Consider the following 25,406-nt stretch of genomic DNA (forward strand, 5'->3'; position numbering starts at 1 on the left):
GATCCGAATGAGCGATATCGGCGAGGCGCTGATCCAGGCGATCGGCCCGGACAGGGTGGCGAGCGACGCGGAAGCGCGCAATGCGCGCCGCTTCGACCAATGGGCGGTCAAGCATCTGCGCGACTGGCGCGGCGAGAGCGTGACCGCGCCCGGCTGGGTGGTGCGGCCCGGATCGGTCGACGATGTCCGCCGCGTGGTCATGCTCGCCGCGGAAAAGCGCGTGCCGCTGATCCCCTTCGGCCTGGGCAGCGGCGTCTGCGGCGGGATCGAGCCGGGCGCGGACGCGATCCTGCTCGACATGAGCGGCATGAACGCGGTCCGCTTCATCGACGATCGCGATCTGCTCGCGGGTTTCGACGCGGGGCTGAACGGGCTGGAGGCCGAACAGGCGGTCGCGGCGCAAGGCCTCACCATCGGCCATTGGCCGCAGTCGATCGCGATCAGCAGCGTCGGCGGCTGGGTGGCGACGCGCGCATCCGGGCAATTCTCGACCGCTTATGGCAATATCGAGGATATCATCCATTCGATCGAGGCGGTGATGCCCAATGGCGAACTGGTGACACTGGGCAAGGCGGTGCGCGCGGCGGCCGGCCCCGATCTGCGCCATCTGCTGATGGGCGCCGAAGGCACGATGGGCGTGATCACCGGCGTCACCCTGTCGTTGCGCGAAAAGGCCGCGCATCGCGGCTACAGCATCTATTACGCCGACGACATGGCCGCGGGGTTCGAAGCGCAGCGCCGCATCGTCCGCGCCGACTGGCGCCCGCCGGTGATGCGCCAATATGACGGACGCGAGGTGCGCCGCCTGTTCCGCGAGCATGAGCGCGGCGGCAAGGCGATGCTGCTGATGGTCCATGAAGGCCCGCAAGCCCGCGTCGAGGCGGAGCTGGCGGCGATCGCCGAAATCGCGGGTTCGGCAGGGCTGGAGCCGGGCGATCCCGCCGCCGCCCGGGCCTGGATCGAGCGGCGCAACCATGTGCCGAGCTGGCGCGACATGTTCGAGCGCGGCTATGTCGCCGACACGGTCGAGATCTCCGGGCGCTGGAGCGAGATCGGCGCGATCTACGACGACGCGATCGCGGCGCTCAATGCGGTGCCGGGCGTGATCAACGCGTCGGCGCACAGCTCGCATGTCTATCGATCGGGCATAAACCTGTATTTCAGCTTCGCCGCCACCTTCGAGGACAGCGCGAAGATGGAGCCCGCCTATTTCGCATGCTGGCGCGCGATCATGGAGGCGACGGCGAAGCATGGCGGTGGCATCGCCCACCATCACGGCGCCGGGCGGCTACGCAAACCCTATCTCCATCACGATCTGGGCGATGCCGGGGTGTCGCTGCTGCGCACGCTCAAATCCGCAGTCGATCCGCAGGGGATCATGAATCCGGGCAACCTCATCCCCGATGCCTGAGCTGCTGCTTGCGCTCGATGCGGGCACCACCGGTGCCCGCGCCATGCTGGTCGATCCGGCCGGCCTGGTCGTCGGGCTCGACAAACGGCCGTTCGAGACCGCCTATCCCGCCCCCGGCCTTGTCGAACAGGATGGCGCGGCGGTGTGGGAGGTCTGCCGCGCGGTGATCGCGGGGGCATTGGCGAATGCCGGGCGGACGATGACGGATGTCGCGGCGATCGGCGTCACCACCCAGCGCGCGAGCGTCATACTATGGGATCGCGGGACAGGGGAGCCGGTCGCGCCGATCCTGATCTGGAGCGATCTGCGCGGCATGGAAGCCTACAAGGCGCTGCGCGCCGCCGGCTTCATATCCTGGCCGCAAGTGCCCTCCGCCAAGCTGCCGGCGGCGATCGCCATGGCCCACCGGCCCGTGGGCGATCTCTGCTGGGGCACGCTCGATTCCTATCTGATCCACCGGCTGAGCGGCGGGACCGCCCATGTCACCGACGCATCCTGCGCCTGGATGACGGGCTATTTCGATTATGTCGGCGGCGATGGCTGGGATGGCGCATTGATCGCGCACCAGAATCTGCCCGAAAGCCTGTTTCCCCGGCTGGTCGAAAGCTGGGGGCCGATCGCCATGACCGATGCCGCGACGATGGGCGCAGCGGTGCCGATCACCGCGCTGATCGCCGATCAGCAGGCGGGCATGGTCGCACATGGCGCGCTGGCGCGGGGTGCGTGGAAGGCGACCTATGGCACGTCTGGCGTGCTGATGGCGGGCACCGGGGAAGCGCCGCTCTCTCCCCATAGCAGCATGCCCGCCGAGGCGCTGGCCTTTGCCGGCGGCCGGCGGCGCTTCTGCATAGAGGGCATGGTGATCACCACCGGATCGCTGATCGAATGGCTGTGCGGGCCGCTGGGGCTGTTCGCATCGCCGGCCGCGCTCGAGGCGGCGGCGCGATCGGTGCCCGACACCGGCGGTGTCGTGATACGCCCCTCGCTCCAGGGCATGGGCGCCCCGCATGGGCGCTTCGCCGCGCGCGGGCTGATCGGCGGCATGAGCTTCGCGACGACGCCCGCCCATATCGCGCGCGCCGCGCTCCAGGCCATCGCCTTCCGCTTCCGCGACATCGCCGATCTGATCGCGGCGGTGCCGGGGCTGGCCGTGCCGGAGGCGCTGCCCGTCGACGGCGGACTGGCCGAAAGCGGCACCTTGCTCCAGCTTCAGGCCGATGTGCTGCAACGGCAGGTGCGCCGCCATGCGGTACGCGAAGGCACCGCCTATGGCGCGGCACTCGCCGCCGGGCTCGGCGCGGGGCTGATCGGCGAAAGCGAGTTGCCGAGGTTCGCGCGCTACGATGCGGAGTTCATGCCGGCGATCGGCCGCGACGAGGCGGATGCGGCCTATGCGAAATGGTCGGCCGCGATCGGCGTGGAGGCGTGATCTCACTCACCCCCTCAATGTCATCCCCGCGAACGCGGGGATCCAGAGTCGCCCGCGCGGTCGTTCGACATCGTCTGGATTCCCGCGTTCGCGGGAATGACAAGAGAAGACTAAGGTGCCCCGTTCACCTCGCGCCAAATCCCCCGCACGATATCACGCATGTCCTGCGCCTCTTCCCAGCGATCGGTGAGTTCGCGCCCATCGGGCGCAGTGATCGCATAGGGCGGCGGGCCGAGTTCGCACATGAAGGTGAGCGCATCGTCCGATCCGGCCTGCGCCAGCCAATATTCGAAGCCGCGCCGCCACCAGGCGATATGCTGGTCCAGCCAGCCGGCATGTTGCGGCGCGCGCATCGCCACCTGTACCTGATGCGTGGTCGAGACGCGACCGTGGAAATTGCGGCAGCGCTTCAGGATCGTCTCGATCGCGGCAAGCTGGTCGGCGCGCAGCGGCAGCTCCATCTCCCCGGCGACGGGATAGTGGGAGAGGTCGCCGGTCAGCGGCAGATCGGGCCGCGCCTCGAGCAGGCGCAGGGTGAAGAGCAGATCGTTGGTCAGCCGCCCGCGATGCGTTTCGAACCAGACGGGCAGCGGCGCGGCTTCGGCGAGCGGGATCAGGCTGTCGACCAGCGCCAGCGCATCGGAGAGATAAGCGACCGGCCCCGCGACCTGGACGTTCAGGTGATGCGCGCCCAGCCGGTGCGCCTCTTCGATATAGGCGGCGAGCTGATCGGCATGATGGACCAGCACCTGCCCCTCCCAGGCCAGGCCCCGGGGATTCATCACGCGCGCGACACCGGCGGTGCGCGCAACCCGCGCGATGTTGACGCCGACGCCGTCGAAGCCAGCCGCGACGACGCGTTCGAGCGCGGCATCGAGATCATTCTCGATGTCGAAACCGGGGCATTTGTCGAGGCCCCAGACCGACTGCAGCACCAGCAGATTCGCCATATCGCCCCTTTCCGACAACGCTGCCATAAGAAGCGTGCGGATCGGCGTGTCAATCGATCCCGGAGAGGATGCCATGACTGAAGCCCCTGCCGCGGCAGCCGCCGTCGCGCCGGTCTCGCCCGGCTATCGCCGCTACGCGCTGTGCGTATTGCTGGTCATCTACATCCTCAATTTCCTCGACCGGCAGATCGTCTCGATCCTGGCCGAGCCGATCAAGCACGATCTCCATCTCGCCGACTGGCAATTGGGCCTGATGACCGGGCTGGCGTTCGCGCTGTTCTACACCGTGCTCGGTATTCCGATCGCGCGCGTTGCCGAAACCGGCAACCGGCCGCGGATCATCGCGGCGGCAGCGGGCGCGTGGAGCCTGTTCACCATCGCGTGCGGCTTCGCGCAGAATTTCGTCCAGCTCGTGCTCTGCCGGATCGGCGTCGGCATCGGCGAGGCCGGCTGCACGCCGCCCGCGCATTCGCTGATCACCGATTACACGCCGCGTGAGAAACGTGCGTCCGCACTCGCCTTCTATTCATTGGGCATTCCGCTCGGCGGGCTGTTCGGCATGGGACTGGGCGGGGTGATCGCCGACGCCCATGGCTGGCGCACCGCTTTTCTGGTCGCCGGCGCTCCCGGCATCCTGATGGCGCTGATCGCAGCGACGACATTGGTCGAACCGCGCAGCCGGCTCGCCGCCGATCTCGCCGCGCGCCGTGCGGCGCGGCCGCCCTTTGGGGAAGCAATGGCGGAGATCCGTTCCAAGCGGACCTTCTGGCTGATCGCCTTCGCCGCCGCGATCAAGGCGTTCATCGGCTATGGCGCCGCCGCCTTTCTCGCGCCCTTCTTCTTCCGCAACCATGCCGCCGAACTCACCCTGATCGCCGGGGATTTCGGGCTGGGCCTTACCGGTTTCCTCGGCATCACGCTGGGCATCGTGCTGGGGCTCACCGGCGCGGTCGGCACCTTCATGGGTGGTTATCTCGCCGACAAATACGGCGCGCGAGACCTGCGCGCCTATGTCTCCATCCCCGCCATTTCGACGCTGATGGGCATCCCCTTCTACATCGCCGGGCTGCTTTCGGAGTCGGCGGTGTTCGCGCTGGTGATGTTCGCCTTTCCGCCGCTCCTCAACACGCTCTGGTACGGGCCCGGCTATGCGGCGGTGCAGGGGCTGGTGCGACCGCAGAACCGTGCCACCGCGTCCGCCGTGCTGCTGTTCCTGATCAATCTGATCGGCCTGGGGCTCGGGCCGCTCGGCGTTGGCGCGGTCAGCGATCTGATCAGCGGACCGCTCGGCCTGGGCATGGCGGAGGGGGTGCGCTGGTCGCTGATGATCTTCATCCTGTTCGGCGCGCTCGCCTCCGCCCTATTCTGGATGGCACGCAAGACGATTCGCGAGGAGATGACGAGTTGACGGTTGCCCAGATATCGCTGCCCCGGATTTTCCGCATCGGCGGCGGCGCCAGCCGCGAACTGCCGCAGGTGCTGGCGATGCTCGGCCTGACGCGCCCGCTGATCGTCACCGATGCGTTTCTGCTGGGCCAGGGCTGGGTTACGCGGATCGAGGATGAATTGAAGGCGGCCGGCATGGCGGCCCGGGTCTTCGCCGACACCGTGCCCGATCCGACCGTTTCGTCGATCGATGCCGGCGTCGCGTTCCTCGCCGCCGGGAATCACGATTGCGTGATCGGCTTCGGCGGCGGCAGCCCGCTCGACAGCGCCAAGGCGATCGCGATGCTCGGCATGCATGGCGGCGCGATGGCCGACTACAAGGCGCCGCATGTCCAGGATGCGCCCGGCCTGCCGGTGATCGCGATCCCCACCACCGCCGGCACGGGTTCGGACGCGACACGCTTCACGATCATCACCGATGAAGCGACCGACGAGAAGATGCTCTGTCCCGGCCTCGCCTATCTGCCGATCGCGGCACTTGTCGATTACGAGCTGACGCTCACCAAGCCGCGCCGCCTGACCGCCGATACCGGCATCGATTCGCTGACCCATGCGATCGAGGCCTATGTCTCGAAGCGCGCCAATCCGTTCAGCGACGGCATGGCATTGCTGGCGATGCGCGCGATCGCGCCCAATCTCCGCCGCGTCTGCCTTGATCCCGAGGACCGGCCGGCGCGTGAGGCGATGATGCTCGGCGCGACCCAGGCGGGCATTGCCTTTTCCAACAGCTCGGTCGCGCTCGTCCATGGCATGAGCCGGCCGATCGGCGCGCATTTCCATGTGCCGCACGGCCTGTCCAACGCGATGCTGCTGCCCGCCGTCACTGCCTGGTCGGCGCCCGCCGCCCTTGCCCGCTATGCCGATTGCGCACGCGCGATGGGCGTCGCCGACGAGCGCGAAGGCGATCAGTCGGCGGTCGCGCGGCTGCTCGACGAATTGGCGGCGCTCAACGACGAGCTCGACGTGCCCGGCCCGGCGGCATGGGGCATCGATGCGGCGCGCTGGGACGCGATGGTGCCGACGATGTGCGCACAGGCGCTGGCATCGGGATCGCCGGCCAACAATCCGCGCGTGCCGGAGGCGGCCGAGATCGCGGAACTCTACGCGCGGGTCTGGGGCTGAGGGCTGCGTCCCGTCATTACCCCAACTTGTCATCCCCGCGAAAGCGGGGATCCAGCTATTCCGTGAAGCCTCAGGAAAAAGGAAGAAGAAGCTGGATCCCCGCTTTCGCGGGGATGACACCGGGGACGGAGAGGAAAGCGGAGGTTAGACCACCTTTCGTTCAAACCAACGGCCCGTGATCGATCCGGGGCAGCACATGACGCGCGAACAGGTCGGCTTCCGCCGCATGCGGGTAACCCGACAGGATGAACGCCTCGATCCCCATCGCGCGATAGCTTTCGAGCTTCGCCAGCACCTGATCGGGGTCGCCGACGATCGCGGCGCCGCAGCCCGAGCGGGCCCGGCCGATACCCGTCCACAGATTCTCCTCGGCATAGCCGTCATCGGAGGCCGCCTCGCGCAGCGCGACCTGCGCATTGACGCCGGCCGAGGTGGAATCGAGCGACTTCGCCTTGATCGCGGCGCCGGTCTGGGCGTCGAGCTTCGACAGCAGCCGGTCGGCGGCGGTCCGCGCCTCCGCCTCGGTGTCGCGCACGACGACATGGGCACGATAGCCGAAGCGCAGCGTGCGGCCATGCTTCGCCGCGCGCGCCGTCATGTCCGCGATGATCTCGCGAACGGCTTCCTGCCGGTCGGGCCACATCAGATAGACGTCGCAGCCCCTGGCCGCCGCCTCGCGGGCATCGGGCGACAAGCCGCCGAAATAGAGCTGCGGCGCCTTGCCGGAAACCGTGCCGATGCGCGGCGGATCGAGCTTCAGCTTCCAGAACTCGCCGTCATGGTCGAGCGCCTCGCCGTTGAGCAAGGTCTTGAGGATGTGCATCGCCTCCACGGTGCGCGCATAGCGCGGCGCGGAGGCCAAAGTCTCGCCGGGCATGTCGGACGAGATGATGTTGACGGTCAGCCGGCCACCCAGGATGCGATCGATCGTCGCGATCTGGCGCGCAAGCTGGGGCGGCCAAGTTTCGCCGATGCGCACCGCCATCAACAGGCGGATGCGCTTGACGAGCGTCGCGATCGCGGCGGCAAAGGCAGTCGTGTCGATGCCCAGCGCATAGCCCGACGGCAGCAGGATATTGTCGAACCCGCCGCTTTCGGCCTGAAGCACGATGTCGCGGCAATGCTCCCAGCTCGATTTGAGCTTCTCGTCGGGAACGCCGAGAAATTCGTAATCGTCGTCGCACAGAGCCGAGAACCAGCTGATCTCGCAAGCGCCCTTGGTCATGGCAGCTTCTCTCCCATCGATGTCTGCAAAACCGCGTACCATTCGGCACGCGTCCAGCGGGGGACCAGTGCCTGGGGTATCTCGCCGATCCGTTCCGGATTCTGCGTGCCGACGATCGGGATCGGCCGCGCCGGATGCGCCATGATCCAGCTATAAGCGGCGGCGGCGCGCGACACGCCATAGGCATCCGCCTTCAGATCGAGCAGCGCGGCCACCGCATGGACATGATCGTCGATCGGGCGCGCGAGGCGTCCACCGCCGAGCGGCGACCACGCGAGCACCGCCATCTCCTCCGCCATCGCCTGATCGAGCACGCCGTCGGTCAACGGACCAAGCGCCAGCGCCGAGAATTCGGGCTGATGGCTCGCGAGCGGCACAGGCAGGAATTTGGCGAGCGCCGCCGCCTGCGCGGCGCTGTGGTTCGAAACGCCGATCGCGGCGATCTTGCCCGCGCGATGCGCATCCTCCAGCGCACGCGCCGCTTCCTGCGGATGCGTCAGCATGTCCGGACGATGGATCTGCCACAGTTCGATGCGATCGACACCCAGCCGCGCCAGCGACGCATCGATCGCCGACGCCAGATAGGTGGCGCTGGAATCATAGGGCACGCCCATGACGATGCCACCCTTGGTCGCCAGCACCATGGTGTCGCGCAGACCCGGGCTCTCGGCGAATACACGCCCGAGCAGCGCCTCCGCCGCGCCGAAAGGCTCGCCGTTGTCGGGGCCATAGATATCCGCCGTGTCGAACAGCGTGACGCCCGCTGCCAGCGCCGCTTCGACGCGCGCGCGCGCCGCGGGGACATCGTCCCCGGCGAAGCGCCACATGCCCCAGGCGATCGGCGAAACGGAGAGTCCGCTCCGGCCGAGCGGAAGCGTGGATGGCGGCGGGGGAAGATGATCTGACATCGCTGTCATATGACATAATCCTGATTGTTTGGGAAGAGGGCGATATGCATTTCAGCGTTTAGTGGCCGATGATGGCCGGCGCTTCGCCAGGCACATCCTCGTCGTCCGCGACGATCCTGGGCAGAATGAGCTGGACCGCCGCCAGCGCCAGCAGATAGGTCACCGCGCAGACGAGCAGCATCGGCAGATAGCCATGGCCGGCATCGAGCGACCAGCCCGCGAACTCGATCATGCCCATGCCGCTGAGATTGCCGGCAAAGGCGCCGATGCCGATCGCCGAGCCGACGATGCGCGCCGGGAACACATCGGTGGTCAGGCCGAACACATTGGTCGAGAAGCCCTGATGCGCGAACAACGCCAGCCCCAGGATCAGCGCCGCGATCCAGGCGCTTTCGGCATGGACGAGCAGGGGCACGGGCAGGATCAGCAGCGCATAGACGAGCATCGTCGTCTTGCGCGCGGCATTGAGTGTCCAGCCCCGCCCCATCAGCCGCGCGGGCAGGTATCCGCCGGTCAGCCCGCCGAGCGCGGCCATGAAATAGACGAGCGCGACAGGCAGGCCCAGCGTACCCTGGCTCAGCCCGAACAGCCGGTGGAACAGATCGGGCATGAAGAACAGCAGGAACCACCAGACCTGATCGGTCAGCGCCTTGGCGAGGATCACCGCCCATTGGCGCCGGTCGGTCAGCAGCGAGCGCCACGGCACCTTGGGCGCCGCCGCCTCCGCCGCCGCGCCCGGCTGTTCGGGCAGGCGGACGGCGAGCCACACCACCACCCAGACAAGGCCGAGCCCGCCCGCGATCAGGAAGGTCGCCTGCCAGCCCATCGCCAGCGCCATCAGCGGGATCAGCAGCGGGGTCAGGATCGCGCCGACATTGGGCGCGATCCCGCCGATGCCGAGCGCGATCGAGCGTTCGCGCGCGTTGAAATAGGTGGCGGCGGTCTTGACCGCGGCGGGCGTGCCGATCGATTCGGCGGCGCCGAGCACCGCGCGCGAGGTGACGAAGCCCGCCACCGTCGTTGCGAAGGCATGCGCCATGCCCGCCAGGCTCCAGATGCCGACGCCCAGCGCGAAACCCCAGCGCAACCCCACCTTGTCGATGAACCAGCCGGTGCCGAGAAAGGCGAGTGCCGCCGCGAACTGGAAGGCCGAGGCCATGTGGCTATAGTCGCGGTCGCTCCAGTCGAATTCCGCCTGGAGCGTGGGCTTGAGCAAGGCCAGGATCTGGCGATCGACATAGTTGAGAACGATCGCGACGAATACGAGGCCGACGACGAGCCACCGCCTGCGATCGGCCATCTGCGCCTTGGTCATGCCCCTCATCCCTTCTCGACTTGTCGCTATAGGATAGCGCTGTCATAGACAAAGTGACAATGCTTAATCACAGCACATCGCAACAGGCATCAGGGGACAGACGTGAACGACAGCGCGATGCAGCGGCCGATGCCGGCGGTGGCCGATCTCTATGGCGAACTTTACGAGCCCGCGAGCGCGCCCAGCCTGCGCGACCATATCCCCGGACTGATCGTCACCGCCTTCGCGACCCTCGCCGCCGCCTATCTCTCCGATCACTACGGCGCACCGCTGACGCTGATGGCGCTGCTCATCGGGCTGGCGCTCAATTTCCTCAATGCCGACAAGCGGCTCGCCCCTGGCCTCGCCTTCGCGTCGCGCACGCTGCTGCGCGCGGGCATCGTGCTTGTCGGGTTGCGCGTCACCTTCGGCCAGATGGGCGAACTCGGCCCGGCCGCGCTCGCCGCGATCCTGGTGATCGTGGGGCTGACGCTCGGCGCCGGCATCCTCGCCGCGCGCGCCTTCGGCTTCAGCGCCGCCTTCGGCACGCTCGCGGGTGGCGCGGTCGCGATCTGCGGCGCCTCCGCCGCGATGGCGCTGGCGACCCTGCTCGGCGACAGGCGGATCAGCCAGGCCCAGCTCGCGCTCGTTCTGGTCGGCGTGTCCGCCATGAGTTCGTTCGCGATGTTCCTCTATCCGATCATCGCGCACCAGGCGGGGCTGGGCGACACGGCGGCCGGCTTCATGATCGGCGCGTCGATCCACGACGTCGCGCAGGCGCTGGGCGCGGGCTATTCCTTTTCGGACCATGCCGGCGAAACCGCCGCGATCGTCAAGCTGACGCGCGTCGCACTGCTCGCGCCCGTGCTCGCCGTCGTCGCGATATTCTTCCCACGCGACAAGGGCGCCAGCGCGGGCATCGCGGCACTTCCCTGGTTCGTCGTCGGCTTCTTCGCGCTCGCCGCCGTCAATTCGCTGCTCACCGTGCCCGCCTCGGTGAGCAATGTCGCGCAGACCGGCGCTTCGGCGTTGCTCGCTTGCGCCGTGACCGCGACCGGCATCCGCTCGCCGATGGACAGCCTGCTCCGCGCGGGCGCCCGGCCGCTGCTGGTGATCCTGGCGGCTACGCTGGTCGCGCTGATGCTGAGTGCGCTCGGGGCCTTCACGCTGATCGGGTAAGCACCCCTTCACTCTTGCTCCAGCGAAAGCTGGAGCAACAGTCCAGAAGACGGCTATGCCCCGCCCGGCGGCGCGGTCGATGCGCGGACGATCAGTTCATGATCCAGGCGCCGCCGCTCGACACGCTCGTCGAACGCCAGCAGCAGATCCGCCGCCGCATAGCCGAGCGCATGGATCGGCTGGCGGATCGTCGTCAGCGGCGGCCAGACCACCTGCGCCAGATCGGTGTCGTCGAAGCCGGCGACCGACAATTGGCCGGGCACCGCGATGCCGCGCCGATGCGCGGTGGCGAGCACGCCCGCCGCCATCTCGTCGCTGCTCGCGAAGATCGCGGTCGGGGGCCGCTCGAGCGCGAGCAGCGCCTCGGCCGCCGCCGAGCCCGACTGGAGATCGAACTGACCGGCCTGGACCAGCGCGGGATCGAAACCGATGCCCGCGCGCTGCAGCGCCTGGCGATAGCCGGTCAGCCGCTGGCCGCTCGCGACATAATTGGCATGGCCCATCACCAGGCCGATGCGGCGATGGCCGAGCGCGATCAGATGCGCGGTCATGTCGTCCGCCGCCTGGACGTTGTCGATGAAGGACGACGACGTCGCGGTCAGGTCGGTTCCCGGCTGGACGCGCACGAAGGGAATGCGCCGGCGCTCCAGTTCCTCCAGCGCGGGCGCGGCATCGGCGACGGGAGGCGTCAGGATGATGCCGTCGAGCTGCGCCTGATCGATCAGGCTGCCGATATCGTCGATCAGCGCAGGCGAATTGATGTCGCAGGGCTGGACGATCATGCGGAAACCCGCCTCGCGGCAGCGCGCGCCGACCCCGGCCTGCATGTTGTAGATATAATAGGGATTGGGATTGTCGTGGATCAGCCCGATCTGGAACGATCGTCGCCCAGCCAGCGTGCGCGCCGCAAGGCTCGGATGATAGTTGAGCCGCGCCACCGCCGCCTCGACACGCAGGCGCGTGTCCTCGCTGACATATTTTTCCTTGTTGAGGACGCGCGAGACCGTCTTGATCGAGACGCCGGCGGCGTCGGACACGTCCTTGATCGTCGTCCGCGTCATGCCCCTGCATCCTCGGGGGACAGCACATCGAGCGCCGCCACCTCGATCCGGCGCAGCATCGTCATGAAACCGGCCAGTTCCTCGCTGCCGAAATCCCTGAAGATCCGCGCTTCCAGTTCGAGCGCCTTGGGCGACACATCGGCGTAAAGCGCCCGCCCCTCATCGGTGAGCGCCAGCAGGTGCGAACGGCGATCGCCGCTGTGCGCGCTACGCGCGATCAGCCCGCGATCGACCAGCGCGATGGCGGCGCGACTGACCGTCACCTTGTCCATCCGGGTGCGCGTGCAGATGCGCTGCTGCGTCACCTGCCCTTCCTCGGCGATCACCGCGACCAGGCGCCATTCGGGGATCCTGAGCCCGAACAGCGCCTCATAGGCGCTGGCGATGATGTCGCTCACCACATTGGAGGCGATCGACAGCCGATAGGGAATGAATTCGTCGAGAACGAGGGAGGCGTGCGTCATGGCCGCGCACGATCCTCCCTTCGATGCGTCGCCGTCAATCCCGCAACAGTTCGTTGATGCCGGTCTTGGCGCGCGTCTGCGCATCGACGCGCTTGACGATCACCGCGCAGGCAAGGCTCGGCCCCGGCGAACCGTCGGCGAGCGGCCTGCCCGGAAGCGTGCCGGGCACGACCACCGAATAAGGCGGCACCTGCCCGACGAAGATCTCGCCGGTGTTGCGATCGACGATCTTGGTGGTCGAAGTGATGAACACGCCCATCGACAGCACCGACCCCTGGCCGACGATCACGCCCTCCACGACTTCGGAGCGCGCGCCGATGAAGCAGTCATCCTCGATGATCACCGGATTGGCCTGAAGCGGTTCGAGCACGCCGCCCAGCCCGACGCCGCCCGACAGGTGGACGTTGCGGCCGACCTGCGCGCAGCTGCCGACGGTCGCCCAGGTGTCCACCATCGTGCCCTCGCCCACATAGGCGCCGATATTGACGAAGCTGGGCATCAGCACGACGCCCTTGTCGATGAACGCCCCGCGACGGACGACGCTGCCCGGCACCGCGCGGAAGCCGGCGGCGCGGAAGCGATTCTCACCCCAGTCGGCGAATTTCGACGGCACCTTGTCGAACCAGTTGGCGCCGCCCGGCCCCTCGATCACGACATTGTCGTTGAGCCGGAAGGAGAGCAGCACGGCTTTCTTGAGCCACTGGTTGACCACCCAGTCGCCATCCACCTTCTCGGCGACGCGCGCCTCACCCGCGTCGAGCGCGGCCAGCGCATGCCCGACCGCGTCGCGGACCTCGCCGGTGGTGCCGAAACCCAAGGTGTCGCGCGCGTCCCACGCCGCCTCGATCACCGTCTGCACGTCAGAATTCATTCATTCCCCCTTTGCAAGGACATGGTCCAGCCAATCGCCGAGATCGGCGGTTATGTAGTCGATCAGGTCGCTCCGCGCGTCGGCGCCGGCCTGTTCCGATCCGTTGTTCACCCAGACGGTCGTCATCCCCAGCGCCTTCGCCGGCACCAGATTGCGCGCCATATCCTCGACGAACAGCGATTCGGGGGCGGCGATGCCGAGCGCCGCGCACATCCGCTCATAGCCCTCCGCATAGGGCTTGGGCCGATAGTCGAGCAGATGGATATCGTAGATCGTCTCGAACAGATCGCCCAGCCCGAGCTTGTCGAGCACGCGCGCGGCATAGCTCGCGTCGCCGTTGGTGAAGACGATCCGCCGCCCGGGCAGCCGCGCGATACCGTCGATCACGCGATGGTCCGGCACCAGCCGGTCCATCGGCACGTCGTGAACGAAGCGGAGGAATTCGTGCGGATCGACCTGATGGTCGGCCATCAGCCCGGCCAGCGTGGTGCCATGCGCGTGGAAATAATCCTTCTGCACCTTGCGCGCCGCGATCCGGTCGACGCCCAGCAGCCCGCCGATATATTCGCCCATCCGCGCATCGATCAGCGCGAACAGATCGGCCGACGACGGATAAAGCGTATTATCCAGATCGAAGATCCAGTTACGGATATGGGCGAGCGCGGGGACCATGACAGGACCCGGCCTGTAGCCGAGGGGCCGGTCTGCGGCAATGGTGCCTCACCCGGCCATCCCAACGAGAGTCGGGATTTCACGAAGCCGTGGGGTAAGCGGGGGTGCCGCTTCTAAAGTGATCAAAAAAGGGCGTCATTCCGGCGAAAGCCGGAATCTTCTTCGGCATCGAGCACGAGATTCCGGCTTTCGCCGGAATGACGGTGATAGGATTACTCCGACCTCGGAAACGTCGCATGCCACGCGCTCCCGTCGATCTAACGGCGGACTCCGCATCCCGGTATCAAACTGTGAAGCTTTCCCCGCAGCCGCAAGCACCCTTGGCATTGGGATTTTCGAACACGAAGCCCGCGGTGAAATCATCCTCCACCCAGTCCATCTTCGATCCGATGAGATAGAGAATCGACGCGCCGTCGACGAAGAACAGGCCGCCGGGCGTCTCGATCCGCTCGTCGAAGCCATTGGCTTCGCTGACATAGTCGACCGAATAGGCCAGCCCCGAGCAGCCGCGCCGCGGCGTCGAAAGCTTGACGCCGATCGCGCCTTCCGGCGCATTCGCCATCAGCTCCGCGATACGCTTTTCAGCGCCCGGAGTAAGCGTCAGCGCGGCGGGACGGGTACGGGTGGTCGTGGTCATCTCATTCCAATCCTGTCCCCGTTTGTGTCGAGCGAAGTCGAGACACGTCTCTCGCGCGATGCCCATGGCCCTCGACTTCGCTCGGGACAAACGGATTAACTTTCTCGATCAAAGTACCACTTTGATCGACTGCTACAGCATCCCAAGTTCGAGCTTGGCCTCGTCGGACATTTTCTGCGGATCCCATGGCGGATCCCAGACCAGATTGACCTCGGCCGAACCAACGCCGGGCACGGAGCCGACACGCAGTTCGACCTCGCCGGGCATCGATTCGGCGACCGGACAATGCGGCGTGGTGAGCGTCATCGTCACCACGGCATGGCCGTCATCGGTGATGTCGACGCCGTAGATCAGGCCGAGATCATAGATGTTCACCGGAATCTCCGGATCGTAGATCTCCTTCAGCGATCCGATCACCGCTTCGTAGAGATCGCCGCCCGGCTGGCCCGCCGGATCCGCGACGGGCGCCTGCGCCAGGAAACCTTCCAGATAATCGCGCTTCCGCTCGAAGATATCACGCGGCGCCTCCGCGTCCTCGACGCGCGCCCTGGGCGGCTTTTCGGCCGCATCGACCTGCTCGATCTCGATCCTGCGTTCGTCGCTCACCCGAAGATCCTCGTCACTCGTTCGATACCCTTCACCAGCGCGGCGACATCGGCCTCGCCATTATAGACCCCGAAGCTGGCGCGCGCGGTGGCATCGACGCCCAGATGCGCCATCAGCGGCTGCGCGCAATGATGGCCGGCGCGGATCGCCACATGCCCTTCATCCAATATGGTGCCGATATCGTGGGGATGAACCCCCTCGATGCCGAAGCTGACGATGCCCGCCGAATCCTCGGGCCCGAACAGCGTGAGGCTGTTGATCGCGGAGAGCGCGTCGCGCGTCGCGCGGACCAGCGCGGTCTCGTGCGCATGGATCGCCTCCAGCCCGATGCCTTCGACATAGTCGATCGCGGCATGCAGGCCGAGCGCGCCGACGATGTGCGGCGTACCCGCCTCGAAGCGCGCGGGCGGGGGCGCATAGGTCGTCCGTTCGAACGTCACCCGATCGATCATCGCGCCGCCGCCATGCCAGGGCGGCATCGCATCGAGGATGTCCGGACGCGCCCAGAGCACGCCGAAACCGGTGGGCCCGTAAAGCTTGTGCGCCGAGAAGGCGTAAAAATCGGCGCCGATCGCGGCGACATCGACCGGCAGTCGCGGCACCGCCTGGCAACCGTCGAGCAGCAGTTTCGCGCCGACCGCATGCGCCAGTTCGGCGGCGCGGCGGACATCGAGCACCGAACCCAGCACGTTCGAGACATGGGCGAGCGCGACCAGCTTGTGCGCGGGGGTCAGCATCGCCTGCGCAGCGTCGAGATCGATGCGGCCATCGGCGGTCAGCGGCGCGACATCGATCTCGATGCCGATGCGATCGCGCAGCAACTGCCATGGCACGATGTTGGAATGATGCTCCAGCATCGAAAGCAGGATACGGTCGCCGCGCTTGAGATGCGCCTGCCCCCAGCTTTGCGCGACCAGATTGATGCTTTCGGTCGCGCCGCGCGTGAACACGATCTCAGACGCCGATCCCGCGCCGATGAAGCGCGCCACGCGTTCGCGCGCGGCTTCGTACGCGATCGTCATGTCGGCCGAGCGCTGATAGACGCCGCGATGGACCGTGGCATAGGTCTCCGCATAGGCGCGATCGATCGCGGCGATCACCGGCGCCGGCTTCTGCGCGGTGGCGGCGGTATCGAGATAGGCCCAGCCCGCCGGGATCGCCGGAAAATCGGCGAGATGATCGAGTGGGCGAAGCATCTGCGGCCCTCCCGCTTGCGGGAGGGGTCGGGGGAGGGTGTGTGTGGAGGTCTCGGGGCTCATGTCGCAGACCCTCCGCTAACCCCTTCGCCATCAAGCCACGCGTCCGCATCCTTCACGAACGCCTCGCGAACCTTCTCCTCGCCGATCCGGTCGAGCGCGTCGGCGACGAAAGCGCGGGTCAGCAGCGCCTCTGCCTGCGCCGGCGGGATGCCCCGGCTCTGGAGATAGAACAGCGCATTCCGGTCCAGTTCGCCCACGGTCGCGCCATGCGCGCATTTGACGTCGTCGGCGAAGATCTCGAGCTCGGGCTTCAGATTGACCGTCGCGGTGCGCTTGAGCAGCAGGCCGCGCAGCGACTGCTCGCCATCGGTCTTCTGCGCGCCACGCGCAACCTCGACGCGCGCCGCCAAGCTGGCGGTCGCGCGGTCGGCGGCGACAGCGCGCCAGGTCTGGCGGCTGGCGCCGTTCTCGGCCGCATGGCGCAGCACGACGGCCGCCTCCTGGCGCTGGTCGCCACGGCACAGCAGCGTCCCGCCCATTTCGGCGAAGGCGCTTTCGCCCGACAGGTTCAGCGCGGCGTCGATGCGGCTGCCGGCTTCGCCGGCGCCAAGCACGATGGTGACGAGGCTGGCCGCCTGCCCGATCTCGGCCTCGTCGCGCAGCGAGACGAAACCCTCGCGCTGAAGCAGGCGGACCGAGCGCATCAGTCGCGCGGCCGGCGCCAGATCGATATGCGTCAGCCGGTTGGTCCAGCCGATGCCCAGAAAAGTTTCGACGATGCTCGCCTGCGCATCCGCCGCCAGCGCGATCCGGCCGGGCAGGTGATTGGCGCCGCCCGTCGCGACATGGACGATCTCGACCGGGCCGGATGTCGCATGATCGGTGCCCAGCGACAGCGTCCAGCCGGTGCCCGTCGCGGCGCGACCGAGCGGATGATCGGTCGCGGCATCGACCGGGCCGATCGTCACGCCCTGCGGATCGCTCGACGCCGCGTCGAACACGCCGTCGATGAAAACCAGGCGGGGGCCGCCAAGATCGAGGAAGAAGGCTGACGGATCCAGGGCCTCGACCGCGCCGCGCGGTGCGTCGGCGATCGCCTCCAGGCCCGACAGATCGGACCAGCGCCACGCCTCCTGGCGGACCGAGGGAAGCGCGAGGTTCACGCCGCCAGCGCTCCATAGCCTTCGCGTTCGAGTTCGAGCGCGAGTTCCTTGCCGCCCGAGCGCACGATCCGGCCCGCGCTCAGCACATGGACGAAGTCGGGCTGCACATAATCGAGCAGACGCTGATAATGGGTGATCAGCAACACCGCCTTGTCGGGGGTGCGCATGATGCGGTTGATGCCCTCGCCCACCACGCGCAGCGCGTCGATATCCAGGCCGCTGTCGGTTTCGTCGAGAATGGCGAGCCTGGGATCGATGATCCCCATCTGCACCATCTCGTTGCGCTTCTTCTCGCCACCCGAGAAACCGACATTCACCGGCCGCTTGAGCATGTCCATATCCATGCCCATCGCATCGGCCTGGGCACGCGCGACCTTCAGGAACTCGCCGCCGGAGAGCGGCGCCTCGCCACGGTTGCGTCGCTGGCTGTTGAGCGCTTCGCGCAGGAACTGGACGTTGGAGACGCCGGGGATCTCGACCGGATACTGGAACCCGAGGAACAGGCCGGCGGCGGCGCGCTCGTGCGGCTCCATCTCGAGCAGATCCTGCCCGGCGAAATCGACCGAACCGCCAGTCACGTCATAACCCGGCCGGCCGCCAAGCGTATAGGCGAGCGTCGACTTGCCGGCGCCGTTCGGGCCCATGATCGCATGGATCTCACCGGGATTGATCGCGAGCGTCAGTCCCTTGAGGATCGGCTTGCCGTCGACTTCGGCGTGGAGATTCTCGATCTTGAGCATTTCAACCTTTTCCCGACCGCACGCGCGCGGCGAATTCTTCGAGTATCGCGGGCTTACGCGCATCGATGCAGCTTCGCATCGCATCGGCGGCGACCTTGCCCTGTTTCGCGCATTTCGCGGCCGTCCGGCACAATTGCGCATCGACCGCGGGGTTGCCGCTGGACTCGCTCAGCCCGCATGCGAACTTGCCCTTCGCGTCGCGGCTCAGGATCACCGACAGCGCCTGAAGGCGGCGGCCCATCACTACGATCTCATCGTCGGCGGGCGCGGCCTGCAGCAGCGCCGCCGCAAGCATCCAGATCACCCGACGCTCCCTTCGAGGCTGATGCCGAGCAGCTTCTGCGCCTCCACCGCGAATTCCATCGGCAGTTGCTGCAGCACTTCGCGCGCGAAGCCGTTGACGATCAGCGCCACCGCCGCCTCCTGATCGAGACCGCGCTGCATCGCATAGAAAAGCTGATCGTCGCTGATCTTGCTGGTCGTCGCCTCATGCTCGATCTGTGCGCTCGGATTGCGCACCTCGATATAGGGCACGGTATGCGCGCCGCATTTGTCGCCGAGCAGCAGACTGTCGCACTGGGTGAAGTTGCGCACGCCCTCCGCCGTCGGCCCGACGCGGACGAGCCCGCGATAGGTGTTGTTCGATCCGCCCGCGCTGATCCCCTTCGACACGATGGTCGAGCGGCTGCCCTTGCCAAGATGGATCATCTTGGTGCCGGTATCCGCCTGCTGGCGATTGTTGGTGACCGCGACCGAATAGAATTCGCCGACGCTGTTCTCGCCCGCGAGCACGCAGGACGGATATTTCCAGGTGATCGCGGAGCCGGTCTCGACTTGGGTCCAGCTCACCTTGCTGTTGCGGCCCTGGCACAGGGCGCGCTTGGTCACGAAATTATAGATGCCGCCCTTGCCCTCGGCATCGCCGGGATACCAGTTCTGAACGGTCGAATATTTGATCTCGGCATCGTCGAGCGCGACCAGCTCAACCACGGCGGCGTGGAGCTGGTTCTCGTCACGCATCGGCGCGGTGCAGCCCTCGAGATAGGAGACGTAACTGCCCTTGTCGGCGACGATCAGCGTCCGCTCGAACTGGCCGGTATTCTCCGCGTTGATGCGGAAATAGGTGCTCAGTTCCATCGGGCAGCGAACGCCTTCGGGAATGTAGACGAAGGTGCCGTCGGAGAAGACCGCGCAGTTGAGCGCGGCGAAATAATTGTCGTGCTGGGGCACGACCTTGCCCAGCCACTTCTTCACCAGATCGGGGAACTCGCGGATGGCTTCGGAGATCGAGCGGAAGATCACGCCCGCCTCCTCCAGTTCCTTGCGGAAAGTGGTGGCGACCGAGACGCTGTCGAACACCGCGTCGACCGCGACCTTGCGCGCGCCCTCGACGCCCGCGAGCACCTTCTGCTCCTCAATCGGAATGCCGAGCTTGCGATAGGTTTCCAGAATCTCGGGATCGAGCTCGTCGAGCGATTTCAGCGACGGTTTCTTGCGCGGCTCCGCGTAATAATAGGCGTCCTGATAATCGATCGGCGGGATGGCGAGCTTCGCCCAGTCGGGCGATTCCATCGTCAGCCAATGGCGATAGGCCTTCAGCCGCCATTCGAGCATCCATTCCGGCTCGTTCTTCTTGGCCGAAATGAAGCGGACGGTATCCTCGCTCAACCCCTTGGGCGCGAAATCCTGCTCGACGTCACTGGAGAAACCCCATTCATACTGGCTGAGCTTGTCAGCGGCGGCCTGGGCTTCGGCATTTCTGGTGGCCATCACGCGGCTCCCGACAGGCTGGCAAGGCTTACGCCGGCCAGCGCGCCGCGAACCGCGGCATTGGCGACATTCATATGCGGCTTCACATGGCACGCCGCCTCGCGGGCGCAATCATGGCTGCCATGTTCGGTGCAGGCGGTCATCGCGATCGGCCCCTCGACCGCCTCGACCACATCGGCCAGGCTGATCATCGCGGGTGGCCGGGCAAGGCGGACGCCGCCGCCGGTGCCGCGGCTCGATTCGAGCAGTCCGGCCGATGACAGCCGGCTGACCAGCTTCTGCGCGGTGGGCAGCGGAATGCCGGTCTCCGCGCTCAGCGTGGTCGCGTTCATCTTGCGGCACCCGCAATTGCGCGCGGCCGCGGCCATCATCACGACGGCATAATCGGCAAGGCTCGACAGGCGCATTGTTGCGAATGACTCTCAATCGGATTGATTCGTTCCGATTGGGCATATGGCGGCGGACCGGGTGACAATCAACCCTTCGCGCTTCACTCCACCTCAGGTCTGATAGATGATCGGATCCACCTGCCCCGCCAGTTCGGCGCGCTTGAGCGTCAGGCGCGCCAGGGTCGGCAGATCGTCTTGGAAACGGCTGGGCGTCACGCCGGTGAACGCCTTGATCTCGCGGATGAAGTGCGACTGGTCGTAGAAACCCTGGCCGATAAGGTCCGCCATCTGGGCCTCGCCGCGCGCCAGCGTGATCGCGGCTCGCAGTGCGCGATATTTGCGCGCGAGCAGCTTGGGCGGCGCGCCGTAGAGTTTCTTGCACTGACGCTCGACATGGCGGCGCGACAGGCCGAGGCGCGCGACGAGATCGTCGACCTGCGGCGAGAGCGATGCCGCAAGCCAGTCATCGACGATGCGGGTGAAGGCGAGCGGCGCCCGGTCGATCCGCCGCGCCAGTTCGAGCGTCACGCGGTTGCCGATCGCGACCATCGCCTCCAGCGTCGGCGCGGCGCGCAATTCCATCATCACATCGACCAGGCCGGGGCCGAAAAGATGCGTCGCGTCGACCGCGCGATTGACCAGAGTCGATGCCTCGATCCCCATCAGCGCGCCCCAGCCGGCGGGGAGCAGCCCAGCGCCGAACACATGCACCGGCCCGGTGACGCGGATATGCGTGTTGCCCGTGGTCGGCCCGACGATCGCGATCGGGGGCGCCGCCTGTTCATGGCCGTCGGCGAAGCGATAGGCGCCCTCGCCCGCGAGCATGAAACGGAACTGCGCGAAATCGGCGCGCTCCTGATCCTCGAAGACCGGCAGATCCGCCCGAAAATCGTAGAAGACCGAAAGATAGTCGCGCAGTTCTGGGCATGGGGCGGCATAATCGAGCGAGACCGGCGAAGGCGCGGCCTGGTCTGCAATATCGGTCATGGCGTCCCCAGTTTCGCCCCCAGTTCACCGACGCCGATGCGCGGTCTTCCCCCTCAAACGCACGAAACGCGTTTGGGACCAAGGTCAAGCTGGATTCGCACAAAAAAAGGCCCGGCCGGACAAGCCGGCCAGGCCCGATAAGTGAAAGAACTCCCGATCGGGAGCCCTTCGGGTCGCCCAATGGGTATAGGCGATCCAACACTTTCGGTATTGTACGGAATCGACAGGTTCGGCGGAATTGCTGGCCTCCCCGGATTCTTTCGGGCCGAAAATTCGCGAGCGCGTTCCGGTCGCCTGCTCTTTCCGGCAGCATATCGGGGAAGCGAAGCTTTGACCCGGTCGCGGCGCGCTGGCATAGGCGCGCCATGGGGCTCTATTCGATCGTCCGTCCGATGGTCTTCACGCTCGACGCCGAGCGTGCCCATGAACTGACTCTTGCGGCATTGAAGCTGAAGCCGGGCGCAGCGCCGCCGGCGCCCGATCCGGTGCTGGCGACGCGAATCGCGGGGATGGACTTTCCCAATCCGATCGGGCTGGCCGCAGGCTTCGACAAGAATGGCGAAGTGCCCGACGCGATGCTGGGGCTCGGCTTCGGCTTTGTCGAGATCGGCACGATCACCCCGCTGCCCCAGGACGGCAATCCCAAACCCCGCCTGTTCCGCCTGACGGAGGATGAGGCGGTGATCAACCGCATGGGCTTCAACAATGGCGGGCAGGCGGCGGCACTTGAACGGCTCAGCCGCCGCGCCGGACAGGGCGGGATCGTCGGCGTCAATATCGGCGCGAACAAGGACAGCGCGGATCGTATCGCCGATTATGTTCATGGCGTGCGGACGATGGTGCCCGTGGCCGATTATCTGACGGTCAACATCTCCTCCCCCAACACGCCGGGTTTGCGCGCGTTGCAGGATGCCGGCGCGCTGACCGCGCTGCTCGACGCTGTGATGAACATGCGCGGCATGGACGGCCCGCCGCTGTTCCTGAAGGTCGCGCCCGATCTGGAGACCGCCGATATCGACGATATCGCCCGGATCGCGATCGATGCGCGGATCGAGGGGCTGATCGTTTCCAACACCACCATCGCGCGTCCGCCGCTCCGTAACCGGCATGCCGGCGAGACCGGTGGTCTTTCCGGCGCGCCGCTCAGGGACGTCGCGCTCCAGCGCATCCGCGATTTCCGCACCGCGACCGGCTCCGCCTTGCCATTGATCGGCGCGGGCGGGATCGCGAGCGGCGAGGACGCCTATCGCCGGATTCGCGCGGGCGCGAGCCTGATCCAGCTTTACTCGGCGCTCGTCTATCACGGGCCCGGACTCGCGCGGCGGATCGCCAGCGAACTCAAGGCCCTGCTGGAACGCGACGGCTTTTCCAGGGTGATCGAGGCGGTGGGCGAACCATAAGCTTGCCGCTGCAACAAACCGCTCTACTATCGGCCTGAATCAAGCGACACGGGGGGCACCGTGCCTTGTGGGAGAGGCCATGCGCAGACTCGAACATTTCCCCAATCTCGTCACCATGTTCTTCACGCGCGCCGCGGAGAAGGGCGACGCGCCGTTCCTGTGGCACAAGGAGGGCGGACGCTGGGTTTCGCAAAGCTGGCGTCAGGTGGCGGAGCAGGTGGCGGCGCTCGCCGCCGGGCTGAAACGCATCGGGCTGCGGCCGGGCGAACATGTCATGCTCGTATCCGAGAACCGGCCCGAATGGTGCATCGCGGACCTTGCGATCATGGCGGCGGGCTGCGTGACCGTGCCCACCTACATCACCAACACCGAACGCGACCATCATCACATCCTGGAGGATAGCGAGGCGCGCGCTGTGATCGTCTCCACCGACAAGCTCGCCCGCGTGGTGATGCCGTCGGTGATCCGCTCGTCGCGCGTGCGCGCGGTGATCGGCATCGAGAAAATGCGGATCGGCCAGACCGGCGACACCGCCTTTCACGACTGGCGCGCGCTGATCGACAGCGAGACGCCCGACATCGCCGCGATCGCCAGCGCCGCCGAAGGCATCGGCCGCGACGACCTGGCCTGCATCATCTACACCAGCGGCACGGGCGGCGCCCCGCGCGGCGTGATGCAGCATCATGGCGCGATCCTGCACAATGCCGCCGGCTGCACCGCCGTCATCTCCGAGGATTTCGGCTGGGACGACGAGGTGTTCCTGTCGTTCCTGCCGCTCTCCCACGCCTATGAGCATAGCGGCGGGCAGTTTTTCCCGATCGGGCTGGGCGCCGAGATCTATTATTCCGAAGGGCTCGACAAGCTGGCCGCCAATATCGAGGAGGTACGCCCGACGATCATGGTGGTCGTGCCGCGCCTGTTCGAAGTGCTGCGCCAGCGTATGGTGAAAACCATCGAGAAGCAGGGTACGCTGCCCCAGGCGCTGCTCCGGCGCGCGCTGGGCATCGGCGCCAAGGAACTGAAGGGCGGCCTGCCCTTCTGGGACAAGCCGATGGACATGATCCTCGATCGCACGCTGCGCCCGAAGATCCAGGCGCGCTTCGGCGGCCGGATGAAGGCGCTCGTCTCCGGCGGCGCCCCGCTCAATCCCGATATCGGCGTGTTCTTCCATTCGCTCGGCCTCACCCTGTTGCAGGGCTACGGCCAGACCGAGGCGGCGCCGGTCATCTCGTGCAACCGGCCCAAGGCCGGTATCAAGATGGACACGGTCGGCCCGCCGCTGCCCGATACCGAGGTCGCCATCGCCGAGGATGGCGAAATCCTGGTACGCGGCGAACTGGTGATGAAAGGCTATTGGCGCAACGAGGCCGAGACCGAACGCGCGCTCGTCGATGGCTGGCTCCATACCGGGGATATCGGCCATATCGACGAGAAGGGCCGGATCGTCATCACCGATCGCAAGAAGGACCTGATCGTCCTCGACAAGGGCGACAATGTCTCTCCGCAGAAGGTGGAGGGCATATTGACGCTGCAGCCGGAAATCGCCCAGGCGATGGTGGCGGGCGATCGCCGCCCCTATCTGGTCGGGCTGATCGTGCCCGACGCCGAATGGGCGCGCGAATTCGCCAAGACCCACGGCCTGCCGGGGGACATCGCGCTGCTGCGCGAGCATGAACCCTTCCGCGCCGCCGTTTCCGCCGCGGTCGACCGCGTCAACCGCGACCTTTCGACAACCGAGAAGGTGCGACGCTTCGTCTTCGCCGATGAGGCCTTCTCGATCGAGAACAAGCAGATGACGCCGTCGCTCAAGATCCGCCGCCATGTGCTGCGCGAAGTCTATGGGCCGAGGATGGACGCGCTCTACAAGGGGTGATGCGCTGGCCAGTAAAGATCCGTCCGGGCCGAGCCTGTCGAAGCCATGTTCTTGCCGGCTGGCGCTGAAGGAGAGCAGGACTTCGACGAGTTCAGTCCGGACGGGCTCATGATGAGCCCCTATTGCCCCTTTTCGTAAGGCGTGAAGCCGCCCAGGCGGCAGCTTCCCATCGGCACGTTGAGCCCGCGATCGAGAATGTCGATCGCGTCGCCACGGCAAAGCTGACTGCCCTGGAGCTGGAGCACGACGATCCGCTCCGGCCGTAATATGCCGCATTGTTCGGGCAGGTCGTTGCGCCAGACCCGCCGGCTCATGTCGCGATAGAGGATCGTGCGGCTGTCGATGATGCTCGGCCCGCTCAACCGCGCGACGTCCACGCAATCGACGGTGGCGCCGGCGACGCGCCCGGCCAGGGCCTTGTCGAGCTTCGCCTGCGCGCGCGGGCTGCGCTCGTCATCGGGCGCCGGGGCGGCGCCGAGCAAGGCCGCGACGCCGGCGATCAGCAGAGGCAAACGCATTCCAGTCATTTCCTATTATGCGATCTCGAAGATGCTCACGCATCCTCGATCGGTTCGCTCAAGCGCCGCGCAGGCTGATACCAGGTCTCGAT

25 protein-coding genes are annotated in these 25,406 nt (G+C 66.8%); 7 read left to right on the plus strand and 18 right to left on the minus strand.

What is annotated here, in order from left to right:
• Positions 1 to 7 precede the first annotated feature (7 nt).
• Together K7G82_RS19595 and K7G82_RS19600 are read left to right on the plus strand one after the other, a co-directional pair.
• Positions 8 to 1,411 (plus strand): FAD-binding oxidoreductase, encoded by a 1,404-nt coding sequence (locus tag K7G82_RS19595; protein ID WP_222991623.1) that lies wholly within the window; start codon positions 8 to 10, stop codon positions 1,409 to 1,411.
• The gene (locus K7G82_RS19600; protein WP_222991624.1) at positions 1,404 to 2,840 is read left to right on the plus strand and encodes an FGGY family carbohydrate kinase; all 1,437 of its coding nucleotides are present in this window, start codon (positions 1,404 to 1,406) and stop codon (positions 2,838 to 2,840) included. The genes K7G82_RS19595 and K7G82_RS19600 overlap by 8 nt, the downstream gene beginning before the upstream one ends.
• Positions 2,841 to 2,950: 110 nt before the next feature.
• Here K7G82_RS19600 and K7G82_RS19605 read toward each other — a convergent pair whose 3' ends face one another.
• The gene (locus K7G82_RS19605) at positions 2,951 to 3,790 is read right to left on the minus strand and encodes a sugar phosphate isomerase/epimerase family protein (protein WP_222991625.1); all 840 of its coding nucleotides are present in this window, start codon (positions 3,788 to 3,790) and stop codon (positions 2,951 to 2,953) included.
• Positions 3,791 to 3,863: 73 nt separating this feature from the next.
• Here K7G82_RS19605 and K7G82_RS19610 point away from each other — a divergent pair, with 73 nt between their 5' ends.
• Both K7G82_RS19610 and K7G82_RS19615 read left to right on the plus strand, forming a co-directional pair.
• Positions 3,864 to 5,198, plus strand: coding sequence for a spinster family MFS transporter (locus tag K7G82_RS19610; protein WP_222991626.1), 1,335 nt, complete (start codon positions 3,864 to 3,866; stop codon positions 5,196 to 5,198).
• On the plus strand, positions 5,195 to 6,358 hold the full coding sequence (locus K7G82_RS19615) for an iron-containing alcohol dehydrogenase (protein ID WP_222991627.1): 1,164 nt from the start codon (positions 5,195 to 5,197) through the stop codon (positions 6,356 to 6,358). The genes K7G82_RS19610 and K7G82_RS19615 overlap by 4 nt, the downstream gene beginning before the upstream one ends.
• Before the next feature lie 160 nt (positions 6,359 to 6,518).
• Here the strand turns inward: K7G82_RS19615 and K7G82_RS19620 are convergent, their stop codons facing one another.
• Genes K7G82_RS19620 through K7G82_RS19630 form a run of 3 tightly spaced genes read right to left on the minus strand, consistent with a single transcriptional unit; the run spans position 6,519 to position 9,806 of the window.
• Entirely contained in the window at positions 6,519 to 7,583 is a 1,065-nt protein-coding gene (locus K7G82_RS19620) for an LLM class flavin-dependent oxidoreductase (RefSeq protein ID WP_222991628.1), read from the minus strand.
• A complete protein-coding gene (locus K7G82_RS19625; protein WP_246623749.1) occupies positions 7,580 to 8,491 on the minus strand; it encodes an aldo/keto reductase in 912 nt (303 codons plus the stop codon). The genes K7G82_RS19620 and K7G82_RS19625 overlap by 4 nt, the downstream gene beginning before the upstream one ends.
• Before the next feature lie 58 nt (positions 8,492 to 8,549).
• Positions 8,550 to 9,806, minus strand: coding sequence for an MFS transporter (locus K7G82_RS19630; protein WP_246623709.1), 1,257 nt, complete (start codon positions 9,804 to 9,806; stop codon positions 8,550 to 8,552).
• A 117-nt stretch (positions 9,807 to 9,923) separates the two neighbouring features.
• On the opposite strand from K7G82_RS19630, the gene K7G82_RS19635 reads away from it, so the two are divergent.
• Entirely contained in the window at positions 9,924 to 10,964 is a 1,041-nt protein-coding gene (locus K7G82_RS19635; RefSeq protein ID WP_425517299.1) for a YeiH family protein, read from the plus strand.
• A 53-nt stretch (positions 10,965 to 11,017) separates the two neighbouring features.
• Here K7G82_RS19635 and K7G82_RS19640 read toward each other — a convergent pair whose 3' ends face one another.
• The 13 genes from K7G82_RS19640 to K7G82_RS19700 form a co-directional block, all read right to left on the minus strand.
• Positions 11,018 to 12,025, minus strand: a complete 1,008-nt coding sequence (locus K7G82_RS19640) for a LacI family DNA-binding transcriptional regulator (protein ID WP_222991629.1) — start codon at positions 12,023 to 12,025, stop codon at positions 11,018 to 11,020.
• On the minus strand, positions 12,022 to 12,489 hold the full coding sequence (locus K7G82_RS19645) for a MarR family winged helix-turn-helix transcriptional regulator (RefSeq protein ID WP_222991630.1): 468 nt from the start codon (positions 12,487 to 12,489) through the stop codon (positions 12,022 to 12,024). Before K7G82_RS19645 ends, K7G82_RS19640 begins: the two co-directional genes overlap by 4 nt.
• Before the next feature lie 34 nt (positions 12,490 to 12,523).
• Complete coding sequence (gene dapD / locus K7G82_RS19650; RefSeq protein ID WP_222991631.1) at positions 12,524 to 13,360, minus strand: 2,3,4,5-tetrahydropyridine-2,6-dicarboxylate N-succinyltransferase; 837 nt, start codon at positions 13,358 to 13,360, stop codon at positions 12,524 to 12,526.
• Positions 13,361 to 14,032, minus strand: coding sequence for a pyrimidine 5'-nucleotidase (locus K7G82_RS19655; protein ID WP_222991632.1), 672 nt, complete (start codon positions 14,030 to 14,032; stop codon positions 13,361 to 13,363).
• A gap of 283 nt (positions 14,033 to 14,315) precedes the next feature.
• Entirely contained in the window at positions 14,316 to 14,669 is a 354-nt protein-coding gene (locus K7G82_RS19660) for a HesB/IscA family protein (RefSeq protein WP_222991633.1), read from the minus strand.
• A 132-nt stretch (positions 14,670 to 14,801) separates the two neighbouring features.
• Entirely contained in the window at positions 14,802 to 15,275 is a 474-nt protein-coding gene (locus K7G82_RS19665; protein ID WP_222991634.1) for an SUF system Fe-S cluster assembly protein, read from the minus strand.
• Positions 15,272 to 16,471, minus strand: a complete 1,200-nt coding sequence (locus K7G82_RS19670) for a cysteine desulfurase (RefSeq protein ID WP_222991635.1) — start codon at positions 16,469 to 16,471, stop codon at positions 15,272 to 15,274. The genes K7G82_RS19665 and K7G82_RS19670 overlap by 4 nt, the downstream gene beginning before the upstream one ends.
• A 59-nt stretch (positions 16,472 to 16,530) precedes the next feature.
• Positions 16,531 to 17,637 carry a SufB/SufD family protein gene (locus tag K7G82_RS19675; protein ID WP_222991636.1) on the minus strand — a complete coding sequence of 369 codons (1,107 nt, stop codon included), beginning with the start codon at positions 17,635 to 17,637 and terminating at the stop codon, positions 16,531 to 16,533.
• Entirely contained in the window at positions 17,634 to 18,377 is a 744-nt protein-coding gene (gene sufC, locus K7G82_RS19680) for a Fe-S cluster assembly ATPase SufC (RefSeq protein WP_222991637.1), read from the minus strand. The genes K7G82_RS19675 and sufC overlap by 4 nt, the downstream gene beginning before the upstream one ends.
• Position 18,378: 1 nt before the next feature.
• Entirely contained in the window at positions 18,379 to 18,681 is a 303-nt protein-coding gene (locus K7G82_RS19685; protein WP_222991638.1) for a hypothetical protein, read from the minus strand.
• Positions 18,678 to 20,147: a Fe-S cluster assembly protein SufB gene (gene sufB / locus K7G82_RS19690; protein WP_222991639.1), complete on the minus strand. Its 1,470-nt coding sequence runs from the start codon at positions 20,145 to 20,147 to the stop codon at positions 18,678 to 18,680. Before sufB ends, K7G82_RS19685 begins: the two co-directional genes overlap by 4 nt.
• The gene (locus K7G82_RS19695; protein WP_222991640.1) at positions 20,147 to 20,554 is read right to left on the minus strand and encodes an RrF2 family transcriptional regulator; all 408 of its coding nucleotides are present in this window, start codon (positions 20,552 to 20,554) and stop codon (positions 20,147 to 20,149) included. Before K7G82_RS19695 ends, sufB begins: the two co-directional genes overlap by 1 nt.
• Positions 20,555 to 20,647: 93 nt before the next feature.
• Entirely contained in the window at positions 20,648 to 21,523 is an 876-nt protein-coding gene (locus K7G82_RS19700) for a helix-turn-helix transcriptional regulator (protein WP_222991641.1), read from the minus strand.
• A 365-nt stretch (positions 21,524 to 21,888) separates the two neighbouring features.
• Between K7G82_RS19700 and K7G82_RS19705 the strand changes: the two genes are divergently transcribed.
• Both K7G82_RS19705 and K7G82_RS19710 read left to right on the plus strand, forming a co-directional pair.
• A complete protein-coding gene (locus K7G82_RS19705) occupies positions 21,889 to 22,923 on the plus strand; it encodes a quinone-dependent dihydroorotate dehydrogenase (protein ID WP_222991642.1) in 1,035 nt (344 codons plus the stop codon).
• Between the two features lie 79 nt (positions 22,924 to 23,002).
• The gene (locus K7G82_RS19710) at positions 23,003 to 24,796 is read left to right on the plus strand and encodes an AMP-dependent synthetase/ligase (RefSeq protein ID WP_222991643.1); all 1,794 of its coding nucleotides are present in this window, start codon (positions 23,003 to 23,005) and stop codon (positions 24,794 to 24,796) included.
• 119 nt (positions 24,797 to 24,915) lie between these two features.
• On the opposite strand, the gene K7G82_RS19715 is transcribed toward K7G82_RS19710, so the two are convergent.
• Positions 24,916 to 25,314, minus strand: coding sequence for a hypothetical protein (locus K7G82_RS19715; RefSeq protein WP_222991644.1), 399 nt, complete (start codon positions 25,312 to 25,314; stop codon positions 24,916 to 24,918).
• Positions 25,315 to 25,406 lie beyond the last annotated feature (92 nt).

This window comes from Sphingomonas colocasiae (assembly GCF_019880585.1).
Classification (GTDB): domain Bacteria; phylum Pseudomonadota; class Alphaproteobacteria; order Sphingomonadales; family Sphingomonadaceae; genus Sphingobium_A; species Sphingobium_A colocasiae.

Bases quoted from the DNA above. Each gene is read 5' to 3' on its own strand.
- K7G82_RS19595 (WP_222991623.1), top strand. From the start codon at position 8: ATGAGCGATATCGGCGAGGCGCTGATCCAGGCGATCGGCCCGGACAGG.
- K7G82_RS19600 (WP_222991624.1), top strand. From the start codon at position 1,404: ATGCCTGAGCTGCTGCTTGCGCTCGATGCGGGCACCACCGGTGCCCGC.
- K7G82_RS19605 (WP_222991625.1), bottom strand. From the start codon at position 3,790: ATGGCGAATCTGCTGGTGCTGCAGTCGGTCTGGGGCCTCGACAAATGC.
- K7G82_RS19610 (WP_222991626.1), top strand. From the start codon at position 3,864: ATGACTGAAGCCCCTGCCGCGGCAGCCGCCGTCGCGCCGGTCTCGCCC.
- K7G82_RS19620 (WP_222991628.1), bottom strand. From the start codon at position 7,583: ATGACCAAGGGCGCTTGCGAGATCAGCTGGTTCTCGGCTCTGTGCGAC.
- K7G82_RS19625 (WP_246623749.1), bottom strand. From the start codon at position 8,491: ATGTCAGATCATCTTCCCCCGCCGCCATCCACGCTTCCGCTCGGCCGG.
- K7G82_RS19630 (WP_246623709.1), bottom strand. From the start codon at position 9,806: ATGACCAAGGCGCAGATGGCCGATCGCAGGCGGTGGCTCGTCGTCGGC.
- K7G82_RS19635 (WP_425517299.1), top strand. From the start codon at position 9,924: ATGCAGCGGCCGATGCCGGCGGTGGCCGATCTCTATGGCGAACTTTAC.
- K7G82_RS19640 (WP_222991629.1), bottom strand. From the start codon at position 12,025: ATGACGCGGACGACGATCAAGGACGTGTCCGACGCCGCCGGCGTCTCG.
- K7G82_RS19645 (WP_222991630.1), bottom strand. From the start codon at position 12,489: ATGACGCACGCCTCCCTCGTTCTCGACGAATTCATTCCCTATCGGCTG.
- dapD (WP_222991631.1), bottom strand. From the start codon at position 13,360: ATGAATTCTGACGTGCAGACGGTGATCGAGGCGGCGTGGGACGCGCGC.
- K7G82_RS19655 (WP_222991632.1), bottom strand. From the start codon at position 14,032: ATGGTCCCCGCGCTCGCCCATATCCGTAACTGGATCTTCGATCTGGAT.
- K7G82_RS19660 (WP_222991633.1), bottom strand. From the start codon at position 14,669: ATGACCACGACCACCCGTACCCGTCCCGCCGCGCTGACGCTTACTCCG.
- K7G82_RS19670 (WP_222991635.1), bottom strand. From the start codon at position 16,471: ATGCTTCGCCCACTCGATCATCTCGCCGATTTTCCGGCGATCCCGGCG.
- sufC (WP_222991637.1), bottom strand. From the start codon at position 18,377: ATGCTCAAGATCGAGAATCTCCACGCCGAAGTCGACGGCAAGCCGATC.
- sufB (WP_222991639.1), bottom strand. From the start codon at position 20,147: ATGGCCACCAGAAATGCCGAAGCCCAGGCCGCCGCTGACAAGCTCAGC.
- K7G82_RS19695 (WP_222991640.1), bottom strand. From the start codon at position 20,554: ATGCGCCTGTCGAGCCTTGCCGATTATGCCGTCGTGATGATGGCCGCG.
- K7G82_RS19700 (WP_222991641.1), bottom strand. From the start codon at position 21,523: ATGACCGATATTGCAGACCAGGCCGCGCCTTCGCCGGTCTCGCTCGAT.
- K7G82_RS19705 (WP_222991642.1), top strand. From the start codon at position 21,889: ATGGGGCTCTATTCGATCGTCCGTCCGATGGTCTTCACGCTCGACGCC.
- K7G82_RS19710 (WP_222991643.1), top strand. From the start codon at position 23,003: ATGCGCAGACTCGAACATTTCCCCAATCTCGTCACCATGTTCTTCACG.
- K7G82_RS19715 (WP_222991644.1), bottom strand. From the start codon at position 25,314: ATGCGTTTGCCTCTGCTGATCGCCGGCGTCGCGGCCTTGCTCGGCGCC.